The sequence below is a fragment of the Arthrobacter sp. CAU 1506 genome, assembly GCF_005047635.1.
Taxonomy (GTDB): Bacteria; Actinomycetota; Actinomycetes; order Actinomycetales; family Micrococcaceae; genus Crystallibacter.
The window spans coordinates 32803-54694 of record NZ_SUKC01000015.1; the positions used below are offsets into that span (position 1 = coordinate 32803).

Below are 21892 nucleotides of genomic sequence, written 5' to 3' on the forward strand. Positions count from 1 at the left end.
GCCGCCCTCGGCCAGTTGGGTGGGGAGCGGCAGGGCCCAAAGGCCCAAACGGGGCGGGCTCGCCCTCAGCTAGCTGGGTTGGGAGTCACAGGGCCCAAGGGCCAAATGGAGCGGCCCGCCCTCAGCCAGCGGAGCCGGAAGGCGACATGCCCGCGGCCGGAAAGCCGCCGCCGTCGTACGCTGGAGGGGATGCCGCGCCGCGCTGCGGAATCCGCCGTGCCGGCAACCCGGCAGCTCCTGTAGGACGCGAAAGGACCTGGCTCATGCCCCACGCCGCCCGAGATCGGGACCTCGACGCGAGCCTGCGCGCCGACGTGCGCCGGGTGAGCACGCTGCTGGGCGAATCACTGGTGCGCCAGCACGGGCCGGACTTGCTGGATCTGGTGGAACAGGTGCGGCTGCTGACCAAGGAGTCCAAGGAAGCAGCCCGCGGCGAGGGCGAAGCGACCGGTCCGTGGACCGCCCGCGACGTGATTGACCAGGTCCGGGAGTTGCTCGCCGGCCTGGACGTCGGCGAAGCCACCGATCTGGTGCGGGCGTTCGCCTTCTACTTCCATCTGGCCAACGCCGCCGAACAGGTGCACCGCGTGCGCCAACTGCGCGTCCGGCCCGAGGAAGACGGCCAGTTGCTGCGGACCGTCGCGCAGATCGCCGATGAAGCCGGGCCGGAAGCGCTGCAGCGCGCGGTCAACCAACTGGACGTCCGGCCGGTCTTTACGGCCCATCCCACCGAGGCGTCGCGCAGGACCGTTTTGGACAAACTGCGGGCCATTTCCGACCTGCTCTCCACAACGACGGCGGAGGGCAGCACCGCGCGGCGGCGGCAGGACCGGCGGCTGGCCGAAATCATCGACCAGATGTGGCAAACGGACGAGCTGCGGCAGGAGCGGCCCAGCCCGGTGGATGAGGCCCGCAACGCGGCCTACTACTTGGGCAACATCCTCACCAACACCATGCCGGAGCTGATGGGGGACCTGGCCGAGCTGTTGTCCGAACACGGCGTTGAACTGCCCGACGACGGTGCCCCGTTGCGCTTCGGCTCGTGGATCGGCGGTGACCGGGACGGCAATCCGCATGTGACGGTGGACGTGACACATGAGGTGTTCCAGCTCCAGAACCAGCACGCCGTGCGGATCAACATCGGCTTTGTGGACACGCTGATCGCGGTGCTCTCCAACTCGACGACGATCGTGGCCGCCAGCGGCGAGCTGCTCGAATCGCTGGCCGAGGACCTGGCGAACCTGCCGGGCCTGGACCCGCGGGTGCGCGAACTGAACCGAAACGAGCCCTACCGCCTGAAGCTGACCTGCATCAAGGCGAAACTGCTCAACACCAGCGCCCGGATTCAACGCCGACTGCCACACGAGCCAGGACGGGATTACAGCTCGACGGCGGAGGTGCTGGCCGATCTGGCGTTGATCGAGCAGTCGCTGCGCGCGCATACGGCGTCGCTGGTGGCCGACGGTTCGCTGGCCGCGGTGCGCCGGGCGGTTTCCACCATCGGCCTGCACTTGGCCACCCTGGACTTCCGGGACAACGCGGACAAGCACCACAAAACCGTTGCGGCGCTGCTGGCGGCCCGCGACGCCGAACCTGCGGTTGAACGTTTGCCGGCCGGTGCGCCGGTGGGTGAGCCGGTGGGTGGGCAGGCGCCGACGGCGGACACGGTTGGCTCTGCGGCGCCGGTCGGTGCTCCGGCGGCAACGGCGCTTGCACCTGAGGCAGCCGCAGCGGACGCCGCCGAGCCGGAAAGCTACCTGGAGCTGGCGCCCGGACCGCGGCGGCAACTGCTCTCCTCGTTGCTGCTCTCGCCCGGGCCGCTGGCACCGCCGTCGTCGTTGAAAAAGAAGCGGGCACGCACGCTGGAGGTGTTCCACGCGATAGCCGAGGCATTGCGCCAGTACGGCCCGGACGCGGTGGAGACGTACATCGTGTCCCGGGTGCGCGGCGCCGACGACGTGCTGGCGGCGGTCGTGTTGGCGCGGGAGGCGGACCTGCTGGACCTGATCGGGGACGAGCCCAAGGCGCTGATCGGGTTCGCGCCGCTGCTCGAAAGCGTCGAGGCCCTGCGCAGCGGCGGGCAGATCCTGGACGATCTGCTGTCGGATCCCCAGTACCGCCGAATCGTGAAACTGCGCGGGGACCTGCAGGAAGTCATGTTCGGTTACTCCGACTCCAACATGGAAGCCGGCGTGGCAACCAGCCAGTGGGAGATCCACAAGGCTCAGCTGGTGCTGCGGGATGTGGCCGCCCGGCACGGCGTGCGGCTGCGCTTTTTCCACGGCCGCGGCGGATCGGTGGGCCGTGGCGGCGGGCCGACGTACGACGCGATCCTCGCCCAGCCCAACGGCGCGTTGGCCGGCGAGATCAAGTTCACCGAACAGGGCGAAGTCATCTCGGACAAGTACACCTTGCCGGAGTTGGCCCGGGAAAACCTGGAGCTTGCACTGGCGGCCGTGCTGCAGGCGTCGGCCCTGCATCAGGAACCGCGGACGTCGGAGGCCGAGCGCGGCCGGTACCACGCCGCCATGGAGGAGATCTCCGGCGCGGCCTATGAGCGTTACCGTTCGCTGGTGGAGCACCCGGATCTGCCGGAGTATTTCCAGGCCTCGACGCCGGTGGAACAGCTAAGCACCGTGAAATTCGGTTCGCGTCCGGCGGACCGTCCGGAAGCCGGCCCCGCCGCAGGACCGGGTTTCGGCAAGCTCCGGGCCATCACCTGGGTGTTCGGCTGGACCCAGTCGAGGCAGATTGTTCCCGGCTGGTACGGCGTGGGCAGTGGCCTGCGCGCCGCCCGGACCGCCGGTCTCCAGCCGCTGCTGCGCGAGATGATCAGCAACTGGCACTACTTCCAGTCCTTCGTCTCCAACGTGGAAATGACGCTGGCCAAGACCGACTTGGAGATCGCCGCGCATTACGTCTCCACGTTGGTTCCCGCCGAGCTGCGCCACCTGTTCGACGACATCCGCGCCGAGTACGAGCTCACGGTGGCAGAAATCCGGCGGCTCACGGGCGAGAACCAGCTGCTGGACAATCAGCCGGTGCTGCAGCGCTCGCTGGACGTCCGCGATCAGTACCTGGATCCCATTTCCTACATGCAGGTGGAACTGCTGCGGCGCATCCGGGCGTCGGAACCGGACGAGGCGCTGCAGCGGGCCATGCTGATCACCGTCAACGGCATTGCCGCCGGCCTCCGGAATACCGGGTAGCGCGGGGGAGTGCTGGCTGGTCCCGGCGCCGACTTCGCTGCCCGGTTTCGTGCGAGCACTGCGGCGCGCCGGAGGACTGTGGTCCGGGTCCCGGGAGGCGCGGCCGCGACCGAGGTTCTGCGCCGATTCTGGGCGCGCCGTAGACGATGCTGCCACGTTCGCTCCCATGTATCGGACTAATGTCCCACGTTTCAGTTGGCCCAAAACGCCCTGACTTGGGACGATGCCGGAGGGGTCCCGCAAGACGTGGGAGCGAAACGAACGGGAGGCCGAGCCCGAGTCTGGGCACACCCAGCCGGCCGGCCACTTCGCCCGCCTCTTCCGCCCAGTGGAAACGTCGGGTTGCCCGGCGCGGCCCGGCCCGGCATGCTGTGGAGCATGACCAAGCTGCAGCCTTCCGGAAACCTGTTCGGCCATGACGTTACCGCCGCCATCGAGGCCGAACCTGACGGAGTACTGCAGTTGGATGAGCATCTGGCGCGGATCTGGGAGCAGGCCGCGCCGCTCCTGAGCGTCCGGGACAACGACGCCCACACGCTGTACGCGTTCGGTCTGGCCCAAGCCATGCTGGCCGCACATCCGGAAGCCGACGCCGACGTCGTCCTCCCGGCGATCATGCTGCATGACATTGGCTGGTCGCAGGTGCCCCCGGACGAGGTGCTGTCCGCCATTGCCCCGGGTGGTGGCCGGCCCGACCTGGTGCTGCTGCACGAGAAGGAAGGCGCCCGGCTGGCGGCAGGGATTTTGGAGGACGCCGGGCACGATGCGGCGCTCATTCCGCGCATCCTGGAGATCATCGACGGGCACGATTCGCGCAAGGAGGCGCTCTCCATCGAAGACGCGATCGTCAAGGACGCGGATAAAACGTGGCGGCTCAGCCCGCACGGTCTCGATACGGTGATGGAATGGTTCGGGCTGGACCGCGGCCAGGCCTTGCGGCTCTGCAGCCAGCGCGTGCTCGGCCACCTGTTCACCAAGGAGGCCGAGGCCGTGGCCCGGGCGTTGTCCGCGCTGGAATCGGCCACGCTGTGGCCGCAGCGGCAGATGCTGCTGGGGCGCTAGGCTCGGCGTCGTCCGACTACCGCCCAGGCGCCGGACTCGCCGTCGCCCGGCCGCCTGGGGCGCTAGACTCGGTGTCGGCTGGCTGCCGTCAGGGCGCCGGCGGTGGAGCCCGGAGGGAATGACGACGGCGGTGCCCGGCTCCGCGGGTCCGCCTGCGGAAGGTGGGAGGCAGCTATGGCCGGCGGTAGCCGCGAGTCGGGGCGTACAGTCACGTCCCGCGTGCTGGCCATTCTGGAAGCCTTCGAACAGTCCCGGACCGCCCTCAGCCTGACCCAGATTTCCGAAGGCTCGGGCCTGCCGCTAAGTACCACGCACCGGCTGGTCGCCGAACTGACCGACTGGGGCTTCCTGTCCCGGGGTGCCAACGGCCGGTATCAGTTGGGCATCCGCCTGTGGGAGCTGGCGCAGAACGCCGGCCGCCAACTGCGCGAGGCCGCGCGGCCGTTCGTGCAGGACCTGTTCTCACTCACCGGAGAAACCTCGCAGCTGGCCGTCCGGGAAGGCCACGAAGTTCTCTACATTGAGCGGATCTACGGGACCAAGCGCGTCCCGCGGGCCTCTCGAGTGGGCGGCCGGTTGCCGATGCACGCCACCGCCGTCGGGAAGGTGATCCTGGCGTACGAGGAGGAATGGGTGCGCACCGCCTATCTGAACCGGCAGCTGGAGCGACCCACCGCCCACACCCACATAGTTCCCGGAAGGTTGGCCGAGGAGCTGGATCAGATCCGCGAGCAGGGTTATGCCACCACGCTGGAGGAAGTCCGCCTGGGCTCCTGCTCCATTGCCGTGCCGGTCTTCCACACCGGCAGGATTGGTGCCGGCCTGGGGCTGGTGTTGCTCACCTCCCAGGCCGCCACGATGACCAGGCACCTTCCCGTGCTGCGCGGTGTCTCGGCGCACATCGAACGGGCTACCGCCCACATCCCGCTGGAATCGCTGCTGGGCAGCCATGCCTTGCGCTGACGCTGTCAGGGCGGGTTCGACAGGGAGACGCTGAGCACTATTCATTTCCACTCAGTGGAAGCCGAGATGTGCGTCACAGGGCGACCTGGGCAACACTGGAGTCAGATCAATCCCGCCAGGCCTGAAACGGCCGCAGCGGGAGCCGACCCCAAGGAGTTCCAGATGTCATCCTCAACCGAAACGGCAGCTTGTCCGTTTGGCCACGGTGCCGAGGCCCCTGCCGGACACCACGGCTACGAGCCGTTCCAGATGAAGGACCCGTTCCCGGCCTACGCCGAACTGCGGAACGAACAGCCCATCATGTTCGACGAGCGGGTCGGCTACTACGTTGTCTCCCGCTACGACGACATCAAGGCCGTTTTCGACGACTGGGAAACCTTCTCCAGCGAGAACGCGCAGGCGCCTGTGCGCAAGCGGGGACCGCAGGCCACCAAGATCATGGAAGAGGGAGGCTTCACCGCCTACTCTGGCCTGTCGGCCCGCCGGCCGCCGGAGCACACCCGGATCCGCGCGGTGGCCCAGAAGGCCTTCACTCCGCGCCGCTACAAGGCGCTGGAACCGTTTATCCGGCAGAACGTGGTGGACCAACTGGAGGCAATGCTGGCCCGCCCGGAGCACCGCGGCGAACTGGTCAAGGACCTGGCCTACACCGTCCCGACGGTCACGATCCTGACCCTGATCGGCGCCGACGTCTCCCAGGTGGACACCTTCAAGCGCTGGTCCGATTCCCGCGCGGCCATGACCTGGGGCGACCTGAGCGACGAGGAGCAGATCCCGCACGCCCACAATCTGGTGGAGTACTGGCAGGAGTGCCAGCGCCTGGTCCGCGTGGCCCATGAGGAAGGCGGCGACAACCTGACCGCAGACCTGGTCAGGGCGCAGCGGGACGGTGCGGAGATCAGCGACCACGAGATCGCCTCGATCCTGTACTCCCTGTTGTTCGCTGGCCACGAGACCACCACCACGCTGATCGCCAACTCGCTGCGCGTGCTGCTGGCCCGTCCGGAACAGTGGCAGCAGTTGGTGGAGGAGCCTAAGAAGATCCCGGCGGCGATCGACGAGGTACTGCGCTTCTCCGGCTCGATCGTCGGCTGGCGCCGGAAGGCGCTCAAGGACACCGAAGTAGGCGGGGTCAAGATCCCGGAGGGCAGCGAACTGCTGCTGCTGATGGGCTCGGCGAACCGCGACGCCGCCCGTTTCGAGGACGGCGAGGAGTTCGACATTTCCCGCGGGAACGCCCGCGAGCATCTGTCCTTCGGCTTCGGCATCCACTACTGCTTGGGCAACATGCTGGCCAAATTGCAGGCCAAGATCGCGCTCGAAGAGGTGGCCCGGCTGGCACCCAACCTGACGCTGGAGAGCCCTGAGGGCATCGAGTTCCGCGAGAACATCTCCTTCCGCGTCCCCGAAACCGTTCCCGTTAGCTGGGAGGCCTGACCATGCACAGCAATGAATTCATCCAGTTTTTCGACGGCGGCGTCGAACCCAAGCTCGAGAACCTCGGCGGCAAGGGCGCATCCCTGGTCACCATGACCTCTGCCGGCATGCCGGTGCCCCCGGGCTTCGTCGTCACCACCGCCCAATTCGACCGCTTCATGCAGGAAGCCGGCATCACCGGGCACATCCACCAGCTGCTGGCCGACCTCGACCCCGAGGACGTTGCCGAGGTGGACAAGGTGTCCGCCGCCATCCGCGAAGACATCTGCTCGCGGCCGGTTCCGGACGACATGCGCGCCCAGACCATCGAGGCGTACGAGGACCTGATGTCCCGCTTCGACGCGCCGGTCCCGGTGGCCGTCCGCTCCTCCGCCACCGCCGAGGACCTACCGGACGCATCTTTCGCGGGCCAGCAGGACACCTACCTCTGGCTGGAAGGATTCCCTGCGGTTGGCGAACACATCCGCAGCTGCTGGGCGTCGCTGTACACCTCGCGCGCCATCATCTACCGGCTGAAGAACAACATCCCGAACGAGGGTCTGTCGATGGCCGTCGTGGTGCAGAAGATGGTCAACGCCAAGGTCTCCGGCGTCGCCATGACCCTGGATCCGGCCAACGGGGACCGCTCCAAGATCACCATCGACGCGTCCTACGGCGTCGGCGAAATGGTGGTCTCCGGACAGGTCACGCCGGACAACATGGTGCTGGACAAGGTCACCCTGGTCCCGATCACCGAACACATCGGCGACAAGCACGCCGAACTGGTGCCGGACGCCACGGCGCGCAGCCTGGTGGAGCGGGAAGTCGACGCCGAACGGCGCTCCCGCCGCTGCCTGACCGACGACGAACTGAAAGCCGTCGCGCAGATGGCCAAGCGGGCGGAGAAGCACTACAAGTGCCCGCAGGACATCGAGTGGGCGCTGGACCATGACCTGCCCGACGGCGACAACCTGCTGCTGCTGCAGTCCCGCCCGGAAACCGTCCACTCCGCCAAGAAATCCGTCACCGCGGCGGCGCCGGGAACCGGCGGCTACGCCTCGGTGCTTGGTGTGGGCAGCTCTTCGCCGAAGGCCCCGGACACCGCCGGCAACGCCGCCGCCGGCAACCCCGGCGCCAGCACCTCCGTCTCCGGCAACCCAGCCTCCGGCACGGCAGGCTTCAGCCTGGGCAGCATCACCGCCTCGCTGATGAAGGCCTCCATCTGATCGTTCCACGGCACTACCCGTTCCACCGTTTCCACTGCGTCACCTGCAAGGTTCCACCGTTCTACCGAACCGCTCACGAAGGCTCACCGTAGAGCCGCCACCGAAAGGACCGCCATGTCCATGAAGTCCTTCCCGAAGCCGTCCGAATTGCCGGTGCCCGCCGGCGCCGAGGGCTGGGAGAAGATCTACCCCTACTATCTGGTGTTCCAGGACAAGCTCAAGGACCAGGAAGACGCCAAGTTCTGGTTCTGTGACAGCCAGCACTGGCCCACCGTCTTCAAGCCGTTCGAGACCATCGGCGGTGAGTTCGCGGTCAAGTGCCTGGGCCAGTACAACTCCCGGCACCTGATGATCCCCAATGCCAACGGCATTGAGTTCCGGGTGCACCTGGGCTACCTGTACATGTCCCCGATCCCGGTTCCGGAGGACCAGATTGCCGCCCGCGTGCCGCATTTCGAGCAGCGGGTGGGCCACTACTTCCAGAACTGGGAGGAACTGCTCAAGCAGTGGCACGTGAAGGTCCGCGGCACCATTGACGAGATGGAGACCATTTCCTTCAAGAAGCTGCCGGACATGGTCCCGATGGAGGACATCACCACGGGCAAGGCGATGGACGGCTCCGAGGTGCTGCTGGAGAACTACGACCGGCTGATCCAGTTGGCCTACCAGAACTGGCAGTACCACTTCGAGTTCCTGAACCTGGGCTACATCGCGTACCTGGACTTCTTCAACTTCTGCAAGGAAGTGTTCCCGAACATCCCGGATCAGTCGATCGCCACCATGGTCCAGGGCGTGGACATGGAGCTGTTCCGCCCGGACGACGAGCTCAAGCAGTTGGCCAAGCTGGCGGTGGAGCTGGGCATCCAGTCCGCCTTCGCCAACACCGACGACGTCGATGCCACCTTGGCCACGGTCCGCGCCTCCGCGGGCGGCGACCGCTGGATCGCCCGCTACGAGGAGGCCAAGGACCCCTGGTTCAACTTCACCGTGGGCAACGGCTTCTACGGGCATGACAAGTACTGGAACGAGCACCAGGAAATCCCGCTGGGCTATATCGCCGACTACATCCGCCGGCTGGACGAAGGCCAGAACATCATGCGCCCGGTCGCGGAACTGGTGGCGGAGAAGGAACGGATCGTGGAGGAATACCGCGACCTGTTGGAGGGCGAGGCCCAGGCGGTGTTCGACGCGAAGCGCCAGCTGGCCGCGACCGCGTACCCGTACGTGGAGAACCACAACTTCTACATTGAGCACTGGACCATGGGCGTCTTCTGGCGCAAGATCCGCGAGCTCTCCCGGATGATGCACGCCGAGGGCTTCTGGACCGAGCCGGAGGACCTGCTCTACCTGAACCGCAACGAGGTCCGCGATGCGCTCTTCGATCTGGTCACCGGCTGGGGCGTCGGTGCCGAGCCGATCGGACCCACCTACTGGCCGGAGGAGATCGAACGCCGCCGCGGCATTGTGAACGCGCTCAAGACCGCGCGTCCGGCTCCGGCGCTGAACACCCCGCCGGAGATCATCACCGAACCGTTCACCCGGATGCTCTGGGGCATCACTACCGAGCAGGTCCAGCAGTGGCTGGGCGAAGGCGAGGAAGTCGAGGGCGGCGGACTGCGCGGCATGGCCGCGTCCCCGGGTGTGGTGGAAGGCTACGCGCGGGTGGTCCACGATTCCGACCAGCTCGCCGAAGTGCAGCAGGGCGAGATCCTGGTGGCCACCGTGACCGCGCCGTCCTGGGGCCCGATCTTCGGCAAGATCAAGGCCACCGTCACGGACATCGGCGGCATGATGAGCCACGCCGCGATTGTCTGCCGCGAGTACGGGCTGCCGGCGGTGACCGGCACCGGCTCCGGGTCCACCACCATCAAGACCGGCCAGCGATTGCGGGTGGACGGCACCAAGGGAACCGTGCAGATCCTGGACGACGACGCCGCACCGGCCGTCGCCGGCCCCGGGGCGCACAGCCACAGCCACGTCTGAGCATCGGCGCCCATAACAGGCGCTTCCAGTGCCGGGTCGGGCGAGCCCTCTCGGGGCCCCGGCCCGGCACATCCCAACAGGAAAGATTGACCAATGACACAGCCTCCCCTGGACCCCCGAACCACCCCTCGCAGCGGGCAGTCTGCGACCGGGTCCGGCACGCGGACCGTGCTGATCACCGGCGCCGCCGGCGGGCTCGGCCGGGCCTTCGCCCTGGGCTTTGCCTCCCGCGGATACCGGGTGGCGGCGGCCGACACCAACCTGGCCGGCGCCGAGAAGACCGCCGCGCTGGTCCGCGAAGCCGGCGCGGAAGCCGAGGCCTTCGAGGCGGACGTCACCGACGTCGCCTCCACCGAGGCCCTCGCCCAAAGGTGCGCCGAGTTCGGGCAGGGGAGCATCGACGTCGTGCTGAATAACGCCGCCATTTACGCCACGGTGACCCGCACGCCGTTCGAGGAGATCGACCCGGCCGAATGGGACCTGGTGATGAACGTGAACCTCAAGGGTCCGTGGCTGGTGACCCGCGCCGCCAGCCCGTACCTGCCCGACGGCGGACGCGTCATCAACCTGTCCTCCGCCACCATCTACTCCGGCTCGGAGCAGTGGCTGCACTACGTGGCGTCCAAGGGCGGCGTGGTGGCGATGACCCGGGTGCTGGCCAAGGAACTGGGCCGGCGCAACATCACCGTCAACGCAATCGCGCCCGGCTTCACCCTCACCGAGGCCAGCTACGGGCTGATGGAGAACGCCGAGAACTACGGCGTGGACCGCGGCGCGCTCAAGCGCGCCAGCCAACCCGAGGACATCGTGGGCGCGGCGCTGTTCCTCGCCGGGCCGGACAGCTCGTACATCTCCGGACAAACCATGGTGGTCGACGGCGGCCGCCAGTTCATCTAGGCACTGCAAGTAAGTAGCAAGGAATAAGGAGAACCCCCATGCCTACGGTTCATTTCACCGACGCCGAAGGCGCCGTCCGCGACGTCGAAGGCAACCCCGGCGACTCGGTCATGGAAACCGCGGTGCGCAACGGCGTTCCCGGCATCGTCGCCGAATGCGGCGGCTCGCTGTCCTGCGCCACCTGCCACGTCTTCGTCCGCGAGGACACCCTCGACCAGCTTCCCGAGATGGAAGAGATGGAAGACGAAATGCTCTATGGCACGGCCGTGGACCGCGAGGACAATTCGCGGCTGTCCTGCCAGCTCAAGCTCTGCGAGGGCCAGGACATGTACGTCACTACCCCGGAAACCCAGGTGTAGAACCATGGATACCACCACCACGACGACGGCGGTGCCCGGCGAAACTGCCGACGGCGCCGTGCGCACGGGATTGCTGATCATCGGCGCCAGCCAGTCCGGCGTCCAGTTGGCCGTATCGCTGCGCGCGCTGGGCTTCGACGAGCACATCACGCTGCTGGGCGAGGAAGACCACCGGCCCTACCAGCGTCCGGCGCTGTCCAAGGAGTTCCTGCAGGGCACGGTGGACAGCGAATCGTTGATCTTCCGGTCCAACCAGTACTGGGAAGACCACAACGTGGCCTTGGTCAAGGGCGAGCGGATCGAGCGGATCGACAAGCAGCCCGACGGCTCGGGCGTGGCCCACGCGGCCTCCGGTGCGGAGTTCCGGTTCCGCCGGCTGGCGCTGACCGTGGGCGCCCGCGCCCGCAAGCTGCAGGTGCCCGGAGCGGAGCTCGACGGCGTGGTGTACCTGCGCAACGCCGACGACGCGCTGGCGCTGAAGGCACAGCTGGACGGCGTTCAGGACGCCGTGGTGATCGGCGGCGGCTTCATCGGGCTGGAGGCGGCCTCCAGCCTGCACAAGATGGGCAAGAACGTCACCGTGCTGGAATACGGGCCGCGGCTGATCGGCCGGGCGGTGGGGGAAGAGACCAGCGAGTACTTCCTCACCGCGCACCGCGACCGCGGCCTGGACATCCGGCTCAACTCTCGGATCCAGGAACTCGCCGCCGCGGACGGTGGCGGCCGGGTGTCCGGCGTCGTGCTGGAGGACGGCACCGTGGTGCCGGCCCAGCTGGTGCTGGTGGGTATCGGCGTGGTGCCGAACACCGAGCTGGCCGAGCAGCTGGGACTGGACGTGGACAACGGCATTGTGGTGGACCGGCACGCGCTCGCCTCGGACGGCACCACGGTGGCGGTGGGCGACGTGGCGAACATGCCGAACCCGCTGCCGGGCTCGCCGGAGGGCGAACGGATCCGGCTGGAGAGCGTGAACAACGCGATCGAACACGCCAAGGTTGCCGCGTACTCGCTGATGGGCCGGCGCGAGGACTACGCCGGCATCCCGTGGTTCTGGTCCAACCAGGCCGACCTGAAACTGCAGATCGCCGGGCTCACGCTCGGCTACGACCAGACCGTGGTGCGCCGCGACGACGAGCGGGGCAAGTTCTCCGTGCTGTACTACCGCGGCGGCCAGATCATCGCCGCCGACTGCGTCAACGCGCCGCTGGACTTCATGGCGGTCAAGAACGCCCTGGCCAAGGGCCAGAACATCCCCGCGGACGCCGCAGCGGACCCCGCCGTCGTCCTCAAGACCCTTGCGACGGACAGCTGAGCAGACCAACCGGCCCGGCCGCACCCCTAGGAGACCCAACCCATGAGCACCCCCGAGACGCAGACCCCGGACACCGATACCGGCGCCCCTGCTACCAACCGCGCCGAACCGACTGCCCACGCCGATGACCCGCGGGCGGTGGCTTTCGCGGCCGCCCACCCGGTCCGGCCGCTGCCGGCCACCGGGACGGTGGACACCACGCCGATCTCGACCACGCCCGCCGCGGTGGGTGAGCTGGATGCCATCTGGCAGGCGGTGGTGCGGGAGACCCGGAGCCGCAACAACGATATCCACCTGCCGATCTCGTTGGCCTTCGCCGAACGGCTCTGCCGGGCCTACCCGGAGGCCGACGCGCAACTGGTCCGCGTGGCCGTCCTGCTGCACGACACGGGCTGGGCGCATGTGGACGAGGGCCGGATTCTCTCCGAGGGCTTTACCGGCGACTGGCGCAAGGCCGCCATCCGGTTCGAGCACGAGGCCGAAGGCTGTAAGGTGGCCCGCCGCGTGCTGCCCGGCCTGGGCTACGCCGCGGAATTTGTTGACCGGGTCTGCGAGATCATCGACGGGCATGACACCCGCCATGTGGCCTATTCGCTGGAGGACGCCCTGGTCCGCGACGCCGACCGGCTGTGGCGGTTTGACCATGCCGGCATTGCGCTGGCATCGACCTGGTTCGGCATGACCCCGGACGTGTACACCGACCGGCTGGGTGTGGAGATCATTCCGGAGCTGATCACCGAGGCCGCCTTGGCGATGGGAACCGCTGACCTGGAGCGTTCCAGGGCACTGCTGAAGACAGGAGTCATCCGATGACCACTACGCCGCACAGCACTGCCGCGGCACCCGGGGGAGCACCGGCGTCGTCCGCCGCGTCCGCCCTGGCCGCGCGCGAGGCCTTGGACCTGCCCTACACGCACGTGGACGACGTGTTTGTCGACGGCGCCTGGGTCCCGGCCCGGGGGACCGGACGCAACCAAGTCACCGACCCGGCCACCGGACAGGCCTGGGGATCGGTACCGGACGGAACGGCCGAGGACGTCGACGCCGCGGTGGCCGCCGCCCGGCAGGCCTTCGACGCCGGCCCCTGGCCGAAGCTGGCGCCCTCCGAGCGTGCGGCGTATTTGTTGCGGATCGCGGACGAGGTGGAGAAGCGCGCCGAGGCGTTGTCCCTGACTAACACCCGTGAAAACGGCTCGCCGGTCTCCGAATCCTCCGGCGCCGCCGCCAACGCGGCCGGCATCTTCCGCTACTTCGCCACGCTCGCGGAATACCTTGAGCGGGAGGACGTCCGCCCGTTCCCGCGCGGCGGCGGCGAGTCGGTGGTGCGCCGCGACCCGGTGGGGGTGTGCGGGCTGATTGCACCCTGGAACTTTCCGATCAACCTGATGGCGATCAAGCTGGCGCCCGCGCTGCTGGCCGGCTGCACCGTGGTGATGAAGCCGGCCTCGCCCACCCCGCTGTCCTTCCGGCTGATCGTGGATTCCGTGGCCGCCGCCGGTGTGCCGGCCGGCGTGGTCAACCTGGTCACCGGGTCCGGTCGGCTCGGCGACACCTTGGTGAAGCACCCCGGCGTGGACAAGGTGGCGTTCACCGGCTCTACCCCGGTGGGCCGCAAGATCGCGGCGGCCTGCGGGGAACTGCTGCGGCCGGTCACGCTGGAGCTGGGCGGCAAGTCCAGCGCCGTGGTGCTTGAGGACGCCGACCTGGACGCAGTGTCCCAGGTGCTGGTGCGCTCCTGCATGCGCAACACCGGTCAGACCTGCTACATCTCCACACGCATCCTGGCCCCGGCGTCGCGCTATGACCAGGTGGTGGACATGGTGACGGCGACCATCGCCGCCGGGGTACAGGGCGACCCGCTGGACCCGGCGACGGTTTTTGGACCCGCGGCCACCGAGTCCCAGTACCGGACCGTGTTGGACTACCTGGATTCCGCCCGGTCGGAGGGGGCCCGCGCCACCACCGGCGGACGGGCCGCGCGGCTCGGCGGCGGACTAGAGGGCGGCTACTTCGTGCAGCCCACCGTCTTCGCCGATGTCGAACCGGGGATGCGGATTTCCCGCGAAGAGGTCTTCGGCCCGGTCATCTCCGTGTTGAAATACAAGGACGTCGACGACGCCGTGGCACTGGCGAACAACACCGAGTTCGGTCTGGGCGGCATTGTCTTTGGCCAGGACCAGGCCGCCGCGCTCGGGGTGGCCGACCGGATGGACACCGGCTCCGTGGGCCTCAACTTCTTCGCCTCCAACCACTCCGCCCCGTTCGGCGGCCGGCACGATTCCGGGCTGGGCACCGAGTACGGCATTGAGGGGCTCAACGCGTACCTGAGCTACAAGTCCATCCACCGCCGCTAGGGGTCTCGGCGCATTTCCCCCAGTTGGTCGCCTCCGCTGCCGCCCCGCCCGATTGTGCAACCGGCCGCGAAACCTGATCTGCTGGTGGGGGAGGTCGATAGATGAAGAAGTGGCTGCTCCTCGCCGGGGCGATCGTGTGTGAGGTGGCAGCGTCGCTGTCTTTGAAGGCGGCCTTGGACACCCCGGCGCTGTACGCCGTAGTCGTGGTCGGCTACGTGATGTCGTTTGCCCTCCTCGCCGCGGTGCTGCGCGCCGGAGTGCCGGTCGGTGTCGCCTACGGGATCTGGGGCGCGCTGGGCGTTGCCCTGACGGCGGCCCTGGCGGCCGTCCTCTTCCACGAACCGCTCACCACCGTCATGGTGGCCGGCATGGCGCTGGCGGTAGCCGGAGTGCTGCTGGTGCAATGGGGAGCGCACCGGGCCGCGGCCCGCACCGCCGAGCAGGTAGCAAAGTGATCGCGTGGGTCTTCCTAGGCATCGCGATTCTGGTGGAGGTGGCCGCGACGCTCTCGCTGCGGGCCAGCATCGACGGGCCGAAAAGCTGGCTGCTGGCAGTCGTGGCCGGCTATCTCATCGCCTTCAGCTGCCTGTCGCTGGCGCTGCGCGAAGGGTTGGGGCTGGGGATGGCTTACGGCATCTGGACGGCCTGCGGCGTGGCCCTGACGGCGCTGATCGGCAAGTTCCTCTTCGACGAACCGCTGACCAAGCTGATGGCCGCCGGCATCGTGCTCATCGGCGCCGGCGTGCTGCTGATCCAACTCGGTTCGCACTGACACTCCGGACGGACTGAGGCTCGGCCGGAAGCAGTGCTTTGGCCGCGCGCCGCATCAGGCGACGCGGCTAGAGTTGAGGGATGCCGTCTTTCCGTGCCCAGTTGAACATCACCGGCCTGCGGCCCGGGAACCAGCCGGAGGCGGTGATGGAGGCTGCGGTGGCAGCCGTGGGGGCGGCGCACATCGTGGAGGCGAACCAGCTGGATGTGGTGGCCGGCGTCCCGCGGATTACCGTCCGGTTCACCGTGGACGCCAATGCCTATGCGGCCGAGAACCGCCAGGCCCTGCAGGCCGGTGCCAACATGCGGCACGCGGTGGAAGGAGTCGCCACCACGGCCAGGCTGGCGGTGCTGCGGCGCTCGCGCGGCAAATGGGCGCCCGTCGGCTGAGACCGTTCCGGGCCGCGTCCGCCCGACGAACCCGGCCGTTCCGCGGAACCCCGGCCGTCCGCCGTCGTTGGTTGCTCTGCTTGCTCAGTCCAGCGGCTCGCCGCGCCGCAGCGCGCGGCGTTCTGCATGGCCCACCTGGAAATGCCGGGAAATGCCGCAGACCAGCACGAAGAACAGCCCAAAGCCGGCGGCCATCGCCACCGGGGCGGACTCCGGTTGGCCCAAAAAGCGGTCGTAGGCCAGCCAGCCCAGCCCCCAGGCCAGTGCCAGGACGGCAGAGATTCGCCCGCGGCCGGTCATGGCCACCACGGCTCCGGTCAGCGACACAACCGCCACCGCGATGACCGCCCAGAGCTCGCCGCTCCAACCGAACCAGTCGATGCCCCGGACGGTCAGCCAGCTGCTGGCATTCAGGGCAGCCGCCAGCAGGACCCAGCCGGTGTAGAGGCCCAGCGGTCCGTCCACCAGCAGCGCGTCCACCCGGTAGGGCGAGGGGTAGCGCGTCAAACCGTCAATGATCCAGGCCAGTGCAGCGACCAGCAGCAGGATCAGGACCAAGGTCAGGCCAACGTTGCCCGCCTCGGCGGCCAGGATCCACGCGGCGTTGAGCAGCATGGACCCTGCCACCACCCACCCGATGCGGCGCTGCCGCTGTGAAGCACGCTCCACGGGCCACCATTGGAAGAGGGTGTAGCCCAGCAGGCCCAGATAGATCACGGCCCAGATGCTGAACGCCCGCGGCTCCAAGGCCAGCAGCGTGAAGTCGGGGGCAAAGGCACCGGAAGCGGCGTCTTTGATGCCGGTCCCGCCCAGCAGGCCGGCGCCGCGCAGTCCCGCCAGCAGGCAGAGCAGCAGCGAGCCAGTCACGGCGGATTGCCTGGCCAAGTCTGTCGCCAGCATGGCACGGATGTTTCCGGCGAAGGAGCTCGTGGCTGTAACGGCGGGCTGGTCGACGGCAGTTTCCGGTTTCACTCGGCTCCTAGTTCGGGGACAGCTGTGGCGGTGGCCTCACGGACCGGGAGCGCGCCGCGGCGGCTGCTACTCCGCCGCCGGTAGCCGATCACCATGGCGATCATCGATCCCACCACAATGCCCACGAGTGTACCGATCAGGATGTTGACCCAGAAGGGGAACACGGATACCCGGCCGGCCACGAAGCCCAAGCCGACCATCCACGTGGCCCACAGCGCAGACCCGGCGGCCGAGGCCAGCAGGAACGGCTTGAACGGAACATCGGCCAGCCCGGAGGCCGCGACCGCCGCCGTCCGGCCACCGGGGATGAAGCGGGCCGCCACCACGGCAGCGTAGGTGGAGGATTCACCGGCTTTGCTCAGCGCCAGCGTCACGGCCCGGTCGATCCTCCGGCCCCAGCTGTAACGGTTCAGCCAGGTGTTGATGCCGCGCTGGAAGAGCAGGAACAACAGCAGGTCACCGAGCCAACTGCCCAGCATCACGGCCAAGAACACCAACGGCAGGATCAGTTCCCCGTTGGCCAGCAGGGTGCCGCCCCCGATCACCATGACTTCCGACGGCGCCGCCGGCACCCCGGCGTCGAGAATCACCAGCAGCAGCGTCAGGGGATAGTACACCCACTGCAGCGGCCCCTCGGGAATCTCCATTGGCCCAATCTATCGGGATTTGCGGCCCGGTGGCAGACTGGCAAACGTGGAGATCCGCATCCTCGAAGGCGACATCACCCAGCGTCAGGTGGACGCCATCGTCAACGCCGCCAATTCCAGCCTGCTGGGCGGCGGGGGCGTGGACGGCGCCATCCACGCGGCGGCCGGACCACAACTGCTCGAAGCCTGCCGCCGGCTGCGCGCCAGCGAGTTGCCGGACGGGCTGCCGCCCGGCCGTGCGGCCGCCACGGAGGGGTACTTCCTGCCGGCCAAGTGGGTGATCCACACGGTGGGGCCCAATCGACGTGCGGGCCAGACGGACCCGGAACTTTTGGCCGGATGCTTCCGGGAATCGCTGCGCGTCGCCGATGAACTGCGCGCCGAGACGCTGGCCTTCCCGGCGATCGGCGCCGGCGTGTACGGCTGGGAGGCGGACACTGTTGCACGCCGCGGCATCGGCCAGGTCTTGGAGTACGACGGCGGGGTGCAGGTGGTCGAATTTGTCCTGTTCTCTGCCGGGCTGGCAGAGACCTTCCGCCGGGTGCATGCTGAACTTGGCGGCTAACCCTCTGGTCCACGGCCTGCAGTCCTGCGGGGTCTGAAGGGCGGTGCCCCGGCCATCGGGAGGGTCGGCGGTCCAATGGCGTCCTGCACCGCGGAAGCCATGCCGCCGCGCCGGGGTGGTTGGTGCTTGGACTTGGCGGGCGCATCAGATGCGGCCCCCGAGCGCTCGGCTTGAAGGCCGCCAAAACGCGGCGTGAAACATTTCGAGCGGCATGCGCAGTTTGCTTATGATTAAGGTGATGTGGCCGCAGGCCGGATATCAGGTTGGGGAGCTGCTTTCGTATGGGTATCGAGCCGCTTGGTTCGTCCAATGTCGAGACCATTCTGTGCAACGTGCACTGCCGCTGGGATGATGAGCGGTTCCTGATGCTGACCATTGTTGAGTTGCTGCCCCATCGGATCATTGCGCGCTTCCGCGGTGAGGATCCGCTGGTCCCGTGGCTGTTGGCCCGGGCAGAGATGACCGCCGCGGATGACAGTGGCCGCTCGTTCCCCCAGTTGTACGAGGTCTCCGGCGATCGGGACCTGGAAGACATTGTCAGCGTCGTGTTCGAAGGCGCACCTTCGCCCGCTGCTCGAACACTGGCGTTCCATGTCGAAGGCCGGCGGGAGCCGCTTGCCGTCATCACGTTGCCCCCGCTTGCCAGCACTACGGCGCAGGCTGCGGGCGTGGAGCGGGGCTGAGTTGCCCATGCGAGTGGACTGAGCTGTCCACGCGACGTCGTCCACGCGACCAGGCCGCGTCTAACTAGGCAGGCATTCCATGTCCTGAGGCGCCGCGGGCGTCCACCGCACCGGCGGCGCCGAGGGCTGCCCATTCGGACAGGTTCAGCCGGCTACGGTATTCCACCGGCTTCCCGCTGATCGGGTCGGTGAAGGATATGCCGCGGGCCAACAACTGCAACGGGCGCTCGAAGTCGTCGGGGGCCTGGTCCAGTAACACCGGATAGAAGGGGTCGTGCAGGATCCCGATGCCCAGCGAGGCCAGATGCACGCGCAGCTGGTGGGTCTTGCCGGTATGCGGTTCCAGTTTGTAGCGGGCCATCCCTCCGCGCTGTTCCAGCAGTTCGATCCGGGTCTCCGTGTTGGGTTCGCCGTCGACCACCTGGGCCAGCAGGTAGGTGCGGGACTTGGTCATGCGGTTCCGCACCGTCTGCGGGAACGTGAGCTGAGGATCCACCGGCGCGATGGCTTCGTATTCCTTCTGCACCAAGCGCTTTTCGAACAACACTTGGTATTTCCCGCGGGTGGCGGGGTTGGTGGAGAAGAGCAACACCCCGGCGGTGAGGCGGTCCAGCCGGTGCATGGGAATCAGATCCGGAATATCCAGTTGGCGGCGCAGCCGGACGAGCGCCGACTCCTGGATGTACGTGCCGCCGGGGGTGGTGGGCAGGAAGTGGGGCTTGTCCACCACCAGGATGTTCTCGTCTTGGTGCAGGATGTTGATCTCGACCGGTAGCCGCTTTTCGAAGGGCAAGGTGCGGTAGTACCAAATGAAGGTGTGGGCATCCAGCGGAGTGGTCCGGCTCAGCACGGCGCCGCCTTCGCCCACGATCTCGCCGCGGTCGAACCGGTCCATGATGCCGTCCGGGTCCACATGGCCCCACCGGTGCAGCATGTAGTCCATGGCCGTTTCCCACGGGCCGTCGCCGGGCAGCCGCAAACGGGTGGCATTGACGCCGTCGCGCACCGGGAGCGGGGATTCCATCACCCATCAAGGGTACCGGCTGACCGCCAACCGCAGGCCCTCTCTGTTCCAGGACGGAGCCGGCACCGGTTAGGGGCAGCCGGTGATCCGATAGAGCTTGGCGTCGCCTTCGGAGTCCACCAGTTCGAAACCGTTGGCCTCGGTCAGTTCCTGCAGGCCCGGGACCGATGATGTTTCCCCGGGATGGACGGAGCGGTTGCCGAAGTCCAGCACGAACTGCACGTTTTGCGCCTTCACGGCGGCACAGACTGCCGGATCGGTCCGCATCTTGTCCAGTTTGTCCATGATGAGCTTGCCGTCCACGCTGGGGGACGTGGTTCCCGAGGGGACCAGGGTTGGACGGCCGGTATAGGCGTAGGACAGCGAGGCTCCGGTCAGCGGGTCACCCGCGATCACCGCACCTTCGGGAACCCGGTCGGGAAGCCGCTTGATCAGGGCGAGTTCATCTGCGGTGAGCAATTGCGACCTGTCCGTAAACCGGTACTTGGCGGCGGCCTCAGAGATGCCGCGCTGTACCGCGAACAGCGGCACCACCGCCAAGCTGATGACCACCAGCACACCGGTGGCGGCGGGACGGATCCACGCGGGCTGCTTCTTCTCGCGGCGGGCCAGCGAGGCTCGGAAGAAGGAACGCGCCGTTCCGGCCAGCGCGACGCCGCCGATAGACGCAATCAGCAGTCCTGCCACCGGAAGCATGGCGCTGATCCGGAAAAAATCGTTGTACCAGATGCCGGCTACCCACCAGCGCAGTCCGGGCATCGCCTGCCAGTTGCCGATCACGTACAGGGCGGCGCCCACGGCATACATGCCTAATGCAAAGCGGTTCTTGCGCAGATTGAAGACGACGGCGGCGCCCACGATGGTCAAGATGGTGGCCAGGATGGAGATGGGCCGGCTGAGCGGGGAATTCAGTACCACTTCGCCTAGGGCGGCCGCGGCGTTGCCCATGTTGTCCCAGTTGGTGCTGCTGCTGCGCGCAGGACGGAGGGTGATCCAAAGCGCTACCAGAACTACCAGAAAGGCGCCGGTGCCCACCCAGGCGCGCAGCCGCCGTCGTTGTTCCGTGGCACGCAGTGCGGGGTAGGCGGCCGCGACCACCGGCGGCACGGAGAGCGCCAGCAGCCCCATGATCGTGGCCGGGTGGGACAGCGCCATGCCCGGCAGCAGCCCGACCAGCAACAGCACGTTGCCTTCGGTGGACACGCGTGTATGCATGCCCAAGCGGAGCAGTTGGAACACCACGCCCAAGGCGGCCGGAAGCATGGCAATGGAGAGCATGAACGGATAGACCACACCGAACTCCAACAGCAAGTAGGGGAAGCTGCTGTAGGAGAGCGAGACCACCGCAGCCACCAGCAGCGGCATGGTCCGCTCGCCGGTGATGCGGCTGACCATGAACAGGCAACCGGTGCTCCAGATGCCGGTGATGAGTACCAGGTTGGTGACGTTGATGGCCACCGCCGGCTGCAGACCGGCAGTGATCATGACCAGCGAGACCACATCGTGCCAGCCTGCCGGGTAGAAAACACCCCGGTCGGTGGTGCCCAGATAGCCTAGCGTCAGCGAGGAGGCGTTGCTTGAATCGGATATGTAGCGCAGCGCGTTGAGATGGAAGATGTTGTCGTGCGACTGCGCGATGTTGTCCGGGGCACCGAAGATGAAGATCATCGCTGCGGCCAGCGGCACCGCCGACACCGCCCAGGCCAGCGCGACCGAGCGCCAGGGCGCCGGTACGTTCGGCTTTTCGGGGTCCCGGTGCAGGCGGTGGCCCAGCTTGCGGCGGAGCAGCCAGAGGACGACGGCGACGAGCACGGTGACCGCCAGCAGTTGCGGCCATGCCCACCGCAGGCCGATCAGGCGGCCAAGTTCGGCGGCGAGCACAATGGCGGTGACGCCAAACGGGCCGGCGAGTGCCACCAGAGACAGCCGGCGCAAGCCGAGCACGGCGCCCCACAGCAGGCCGGGTCCGAAGACGAGGACGATGGCGACCAGCACAGCCGGAATCGTCTGCAGCCAGCTCATGGGCCCCCTTCGTCTCTTGTCGTCACCATCTTACGGT

20 protein-coding genes are annotated in these 21892 nt (G+C 67.8%); 16 read left to right on the forward strand and 4 right to left on the reverse strand.

Going from position 1 to position 21892, the window contains the following annotated elements; all coding sequences use genetic code 11:
• Positions 1 to 263: 263 nt before the first annotated feature.
• The 14 genes from E4J89_RS15495 (at position 264) to E4J89_RS15560 (ending at position 15942) form a co-directional block, all read left to right on the forward strand.
• Positions 264 to 3209: a phosphoenolpyruvate carboxylase gene (locus E4J89_RS15495; RefSeq protein ID WP_136787052.1), complete on the forward strand. Its 2946-nt coding sequence runs from the start codon at positions 264 to 266 to the stop codon at positions 3207 to 3209.
• 378 nt (positions 3210 to 3587) lie between these two features.
• Positions 3588 to 4271 (forward strand): HD domain-containing protein, encoded by a 684-nt coding sequence (locus E4J89_RS15500; protein WP_136787053.1) that lies wholly within the window; start codon positions 3588 to 3590, stop codon positions 4269 to 4271.
• Between the two features lie 174 nt (positions 4272 to 4445).
• Complete coding sequence (locus tag E4J89_RS15505; protein WP_136787054.1) at positions 4446 to 5234, forward strand: IclR family transcriptional regulator; 789 nt, start codon at positions 4446 to 4448, stop codon at positions 5232 to 5234.
• A gap of 162 nt (positions 5235 to 5396) precedes the next feature.
• Positions 5397 to 6671 (forward strand): cytochrome P450, encoded by a 1275-nt coding sequence (locus tag E4J89_RS15510; RefSeq protein ID WP_136787055.1) that lies wholly within the window; start codon positions 5397 to 5399, stop codon positions 6669 to 6671.
• Between the two features lie 2 nt (positions 6672 to 6673).
• Positions 6674 to 7876 carry a PEP/pyruvate-binding domain-containing protein gene (locus E4J89_RS15515; protein WP_136787056.1) on the forward strand — a complete coding sequence of 401 codons (1203 nt, stop codon included), beginning with the start codon at positions 6674 to 6676 and terminating at the stop codon, positions 7874 to 7876.
• A 114-nt stretch (positions 7877 to 7990) separates the two neighbouring features.
• Entirely contained in the window at positions 7991 to 9859 is a 1869-nt protein-coding gene (locus tag E4J89_RS15520; RefSeq protein WP_136787057.1) for a PEP-utilizing enzyme, read from the forward strand.
• A gap of 93 nt (positions 9860 to 9952) precedes the next feature.
• Positions 9953 to 10756 carry an SDR family NAD(P)-dependent oxidoreductase gene (locus tag E4J89_RS15525; protein ID WP_136787058.1) on the forward strand — a complete coding sequence of 268 codons (804 nt, stop codon included), beginning with the start codon at positions 9953 to 9955 and terminating at the stop codon, positions 10754 to 10756.
• Positions 10757 to 10794: 38 nt separating this feature from the next.
• Positions 10795 to 11115, forward strand: a complete 321-nt coding sequence (locus E4J89_RS15530; RefSeq protein ID WP_136787059.1) for a 2Fe-2S iron-sulfur cluster-binding protein — start codon at positions 10795 to 10797, stop codon at positions 11113 to 11115.
• Positions 11116 to 11119: 4 nt separating this feature from the next.
• Complete coding sequence (locus E4J89_RS15535) at positions 11120 to 12427, forward strand: FAD-dependent oxidoreductase (RefSeq protein ID WP_136787060.1); 1308 nt, start codon at positions 11120 to 11122, stop codon at positions 12425 to 12427.
• 42 nt (positions 12428 to 12469) lie between these two features.
• Entirely contained in the window at positions 12470 to 13240 is a 771-nt protein-coding gene (locus tag E4J89_RS15540) for an HD domain-containing protein (RefSeq protein WP_136787061.1), read from the forward strand.
• A complete protein-coding gene (locus E4J89_RS15545) occupies positions 13237 to 14781 on the forward strand; it encodes an aldehyde dehydrogenase family protein (protein ID WP_136787062.1) in 1545 nt (514 codons plus the stop codon). Before E4J89_RS15540 ends, E4J89_RS15545 begins: the two co-directional genes overlap by 4 nt.
• A gap of 101 nt (positions 14782 to 14882) precedes the next feature.
• Positions 14883 to 15236 (forward strand): SMR family transporter, encoded by a 354-nt coding sequence (locus tag E4J89_RS15550; RefSeq protein WP_136787063.1) that lies wholly within the window; start codon positions 14883 to 14885, stop codon positions 15234 to 15236.
• Complete coding sequence (locus tag E4J89_RS15555) at positions 15236 to 15553, forward strand: SMR family transporter (RefSeq protein ID WP_136787135.1); 318 nt, start codon at positions 15236 to 15238, stop codon at positions 15551 to 15553. Before E4J89_RS15550 ends, E4J89_RS15555 begins: the two co-directional genes overlap by 1 nt.
• Positions 15554 to 15633: 80 nt before the next feature.
• Positions 15634 to 15942: a hypothetical protein gene (locus tag E4J89_RS15560; RefSeq protein ID WP_136787064.1), complete on the forward strand. Its 309-nt coding sequence runs from the start codon at positions 15634 to 15636 to the stop codon at positions 15940 to 15942.
• A gap of 84 nt (positions 15943 to 16026) precedes the next feature.
• Here E4J89_RS15560 and E4J89_RS15565 read toward each other — a convergent pair whose 3' ends face one another.
• Together E4J89_RS15565 and E4J89_RS15570 are read right to left on the reverse strand one after the other, a co-directional pair.
• On the reverse strand, positions 16027 to 16914 hold the full coding sequence (locus tag E4J89_RS15565) for a tryptophan-rich sensory protein (protein ID WP_136787065.1): 888 nt from the start codon (positions 16912 to 16914) through the stop codon (positions 16027 to 16029).
• Positions 16911 to 17561 (reverse strand): VTT domain-containing protein, encoded by a 651-nt coding sequence (locus E4J89_RS15570; protein ID WP_136787066.1) that lies wholly within the window; start codon positions 17559 to 17561, stop codon positions 16911 to 16913. Before E4J89_RS15570 ends, E4J89_RS15565 begins: the two co-directional genes overlap by 4 nt.
• 46 nt (positions 17562 to 17607) lie before the next feature.
• On the opposite strand from E4J89_RS15570, the gene E4J89_RS15575 reads away from it, so the two are divergent.
• Together E4J89_RS15575 and E4J89_RS15580 are read left to right on the forward strand one after the other, a co-directional pair.
• On the forward strand, positions 17608 to 18126 hold the full coding sequence (locus tag E4J89_RS15575) for an O-acetyl-ADP-ribose deacetylase (protein WP_136787067.1): 519 nt from the start codon (positions 17608 to 17610) through the stop codon (positions 18124 to 18126).
• Positions 18127 to 18407: 281 nt separating this feature from the next.
• Positions 18408 to 18809: a hypothetical protein gene (locus E4J89_RS15580; RefSeq protein ID WP_136787069.1), complete on the forward strand. Its 402-nt coding sequence runs from the start codon at positions 18408 to 18410 to the stop codon at positions 18807 to 18809.
• A 64-nt stretch (positions 18810 to 18873) separates the two neighbouring features.
• Here the strand turns inward: E4J89_RS15580 and E4J89_RS15585 are convergent, their stop codons facing one another.
• Positions 18874 to 19833 (reverse strand): RluA family pseudouridine synthase, encoded by a 960-nt coding sequence (locus E4J89_RS15585; RefSeq protein ID WP_136787137.1) that lies wholly within the window; start codon positions 19831 to 19833, stop codon positions 18874 to 18876.
• Positions 19834 to 19902: 69 nt separating this feature from the next.
• Complete coding sequence (locus tag E4J89_RS15590) at positions 19903 to 21855, reverse strand: DUF6541 family protein (protein ID WP_136787070.1); 1953 nt, start codon at positions 21853 to 21855, stop codon at positions 19903 to 19905.
• Positions 21856 to 21892 lie beyond the last annotated feature (37 nt).

Excerpts from the sequence above, each read along its gene's own strand:
- E4J89_RS15545 (WP_136787062.1), top strand. The coding sequence starts at position 13,237 with ATGACCACTACGCCGCACAGCACTGCCGCGGCACCCGGGGGAGCACCG.
- E4J89_RS15495 (WP_136787052.1), top strand. The coding sequence starts at position 264 with ATGCCCCACGCCGCCCGAGATCGGGACCTCGACGCGAGCCTGCGCGCC.
- E4J89_RS15590 (WP_136787070.1), bottom strand. The coding sequence starts at position 21,855 with ATGAGCTGGCTGCAGACGATTCCGGCTGTGCTGGTCGCCATCGTCCTC.
- E4J89_RS15580 (WP_136787069.1), top strand. The coding sequence starts at position 18,408 with ATGGGTATCGAGCCGCTTGGTTCGTCCAATGTCGAGACCATTCTGTGC.
- E4J89_RS15505 (WP_136787054.1), top strand. The coding sequence starts at position 4,446 with ATGGCCGGCGGTAGCCGCGAGTCGGGGCGTACAGTCACGTCCCGCGTG.
- E4J89_RS15530 (WP_136787059.1), top strand. The coding sequence starts at position 10,795 with ATGCCTACGGTTCATTTCACCGACGCCGAAGGCGCCGTCCGCGACGTC.
- E4J89_RS15525 (WP_136787058.1), top strand. The coding sequence starts at position 9,953 with ATGACACAGCCTCCCCTGGACCCCCGAACCACCCCTCGCAGCGGGCAG.
- E4J89_RS15515 (WP_136787056.1), top strand. The coding sequence starts at position 6,674 with ATGCACAGCAATGAATTCATCCAGTTTTTCGACGGCGGCGTCGAACCC.
- E4J89_RS15560 (WP_136787064.1), top strand. The coding sequence starts at position 15,634 with ATGCCGTCTTTCCGTGCCCAGTTGAACATCACCGGCCTGCGGCCCGGG.
- E4J89_RS15570 (WP_136787066.1), bottom strand. The coding sequence starts at position 17,561 with ATGGAGATTCCCGAGGGGCCGCTGCAGTGGGTGTACTATCCCCTGACG.
- E4J89_RS15585 (WP_136787137.1), bottom strand. The coding sequence starts at position 19,833 with ATGGAATCCCCGCTCCCGGTGCGCGACGGCGTCAATGCCACCCGTTTG.
- E4J89_RS15510 (WP_136787055.1), top strand. The coding sequence starts at position 5,397 with ATGTCATCCTCAACCGAAACGGCAGCTTGTCCGTTTGGCCACGGTGCC.
- E4J89_RS15535 (WP_136787060.1), top strand. The coding sequence starts at position 11,120 with ATGGATACCACCACCACGACGACGGCGGTGCCCGGCGAAACTGCCGAC.
- E4J89_RS15500 (WP_136787053.1), top strand. The coding sequence starts at position 3,588 with ATGACCAAGCTGCAGCCTTCCGGAAACCTGTTCGGCCATGACGTTACC.
- E4J89_RS15550 (WP_136787063.1), top strand. The coding sequence starts at position 14,883 with ATGAAGAAGTGGCTGCTCCTCGCCGGGGCGATCGTGTGTGAGGTGGCA.
- E4J89_RS15520 (WP_136787057.1), top strand. The coding sequence starts at position 7,991 with ATGTCCATGAAGTCCTTCCCGAAGCCGTCCGAATTGCCGGTGCCCGCC.
- E4J89_RS15540 (WP_136787061.1), top strand. The coding sequence starts at position 12,470 with ATGAGCACCCCCGAGACGCAGACCCCGGACACCGATACCGGCGCCCCT.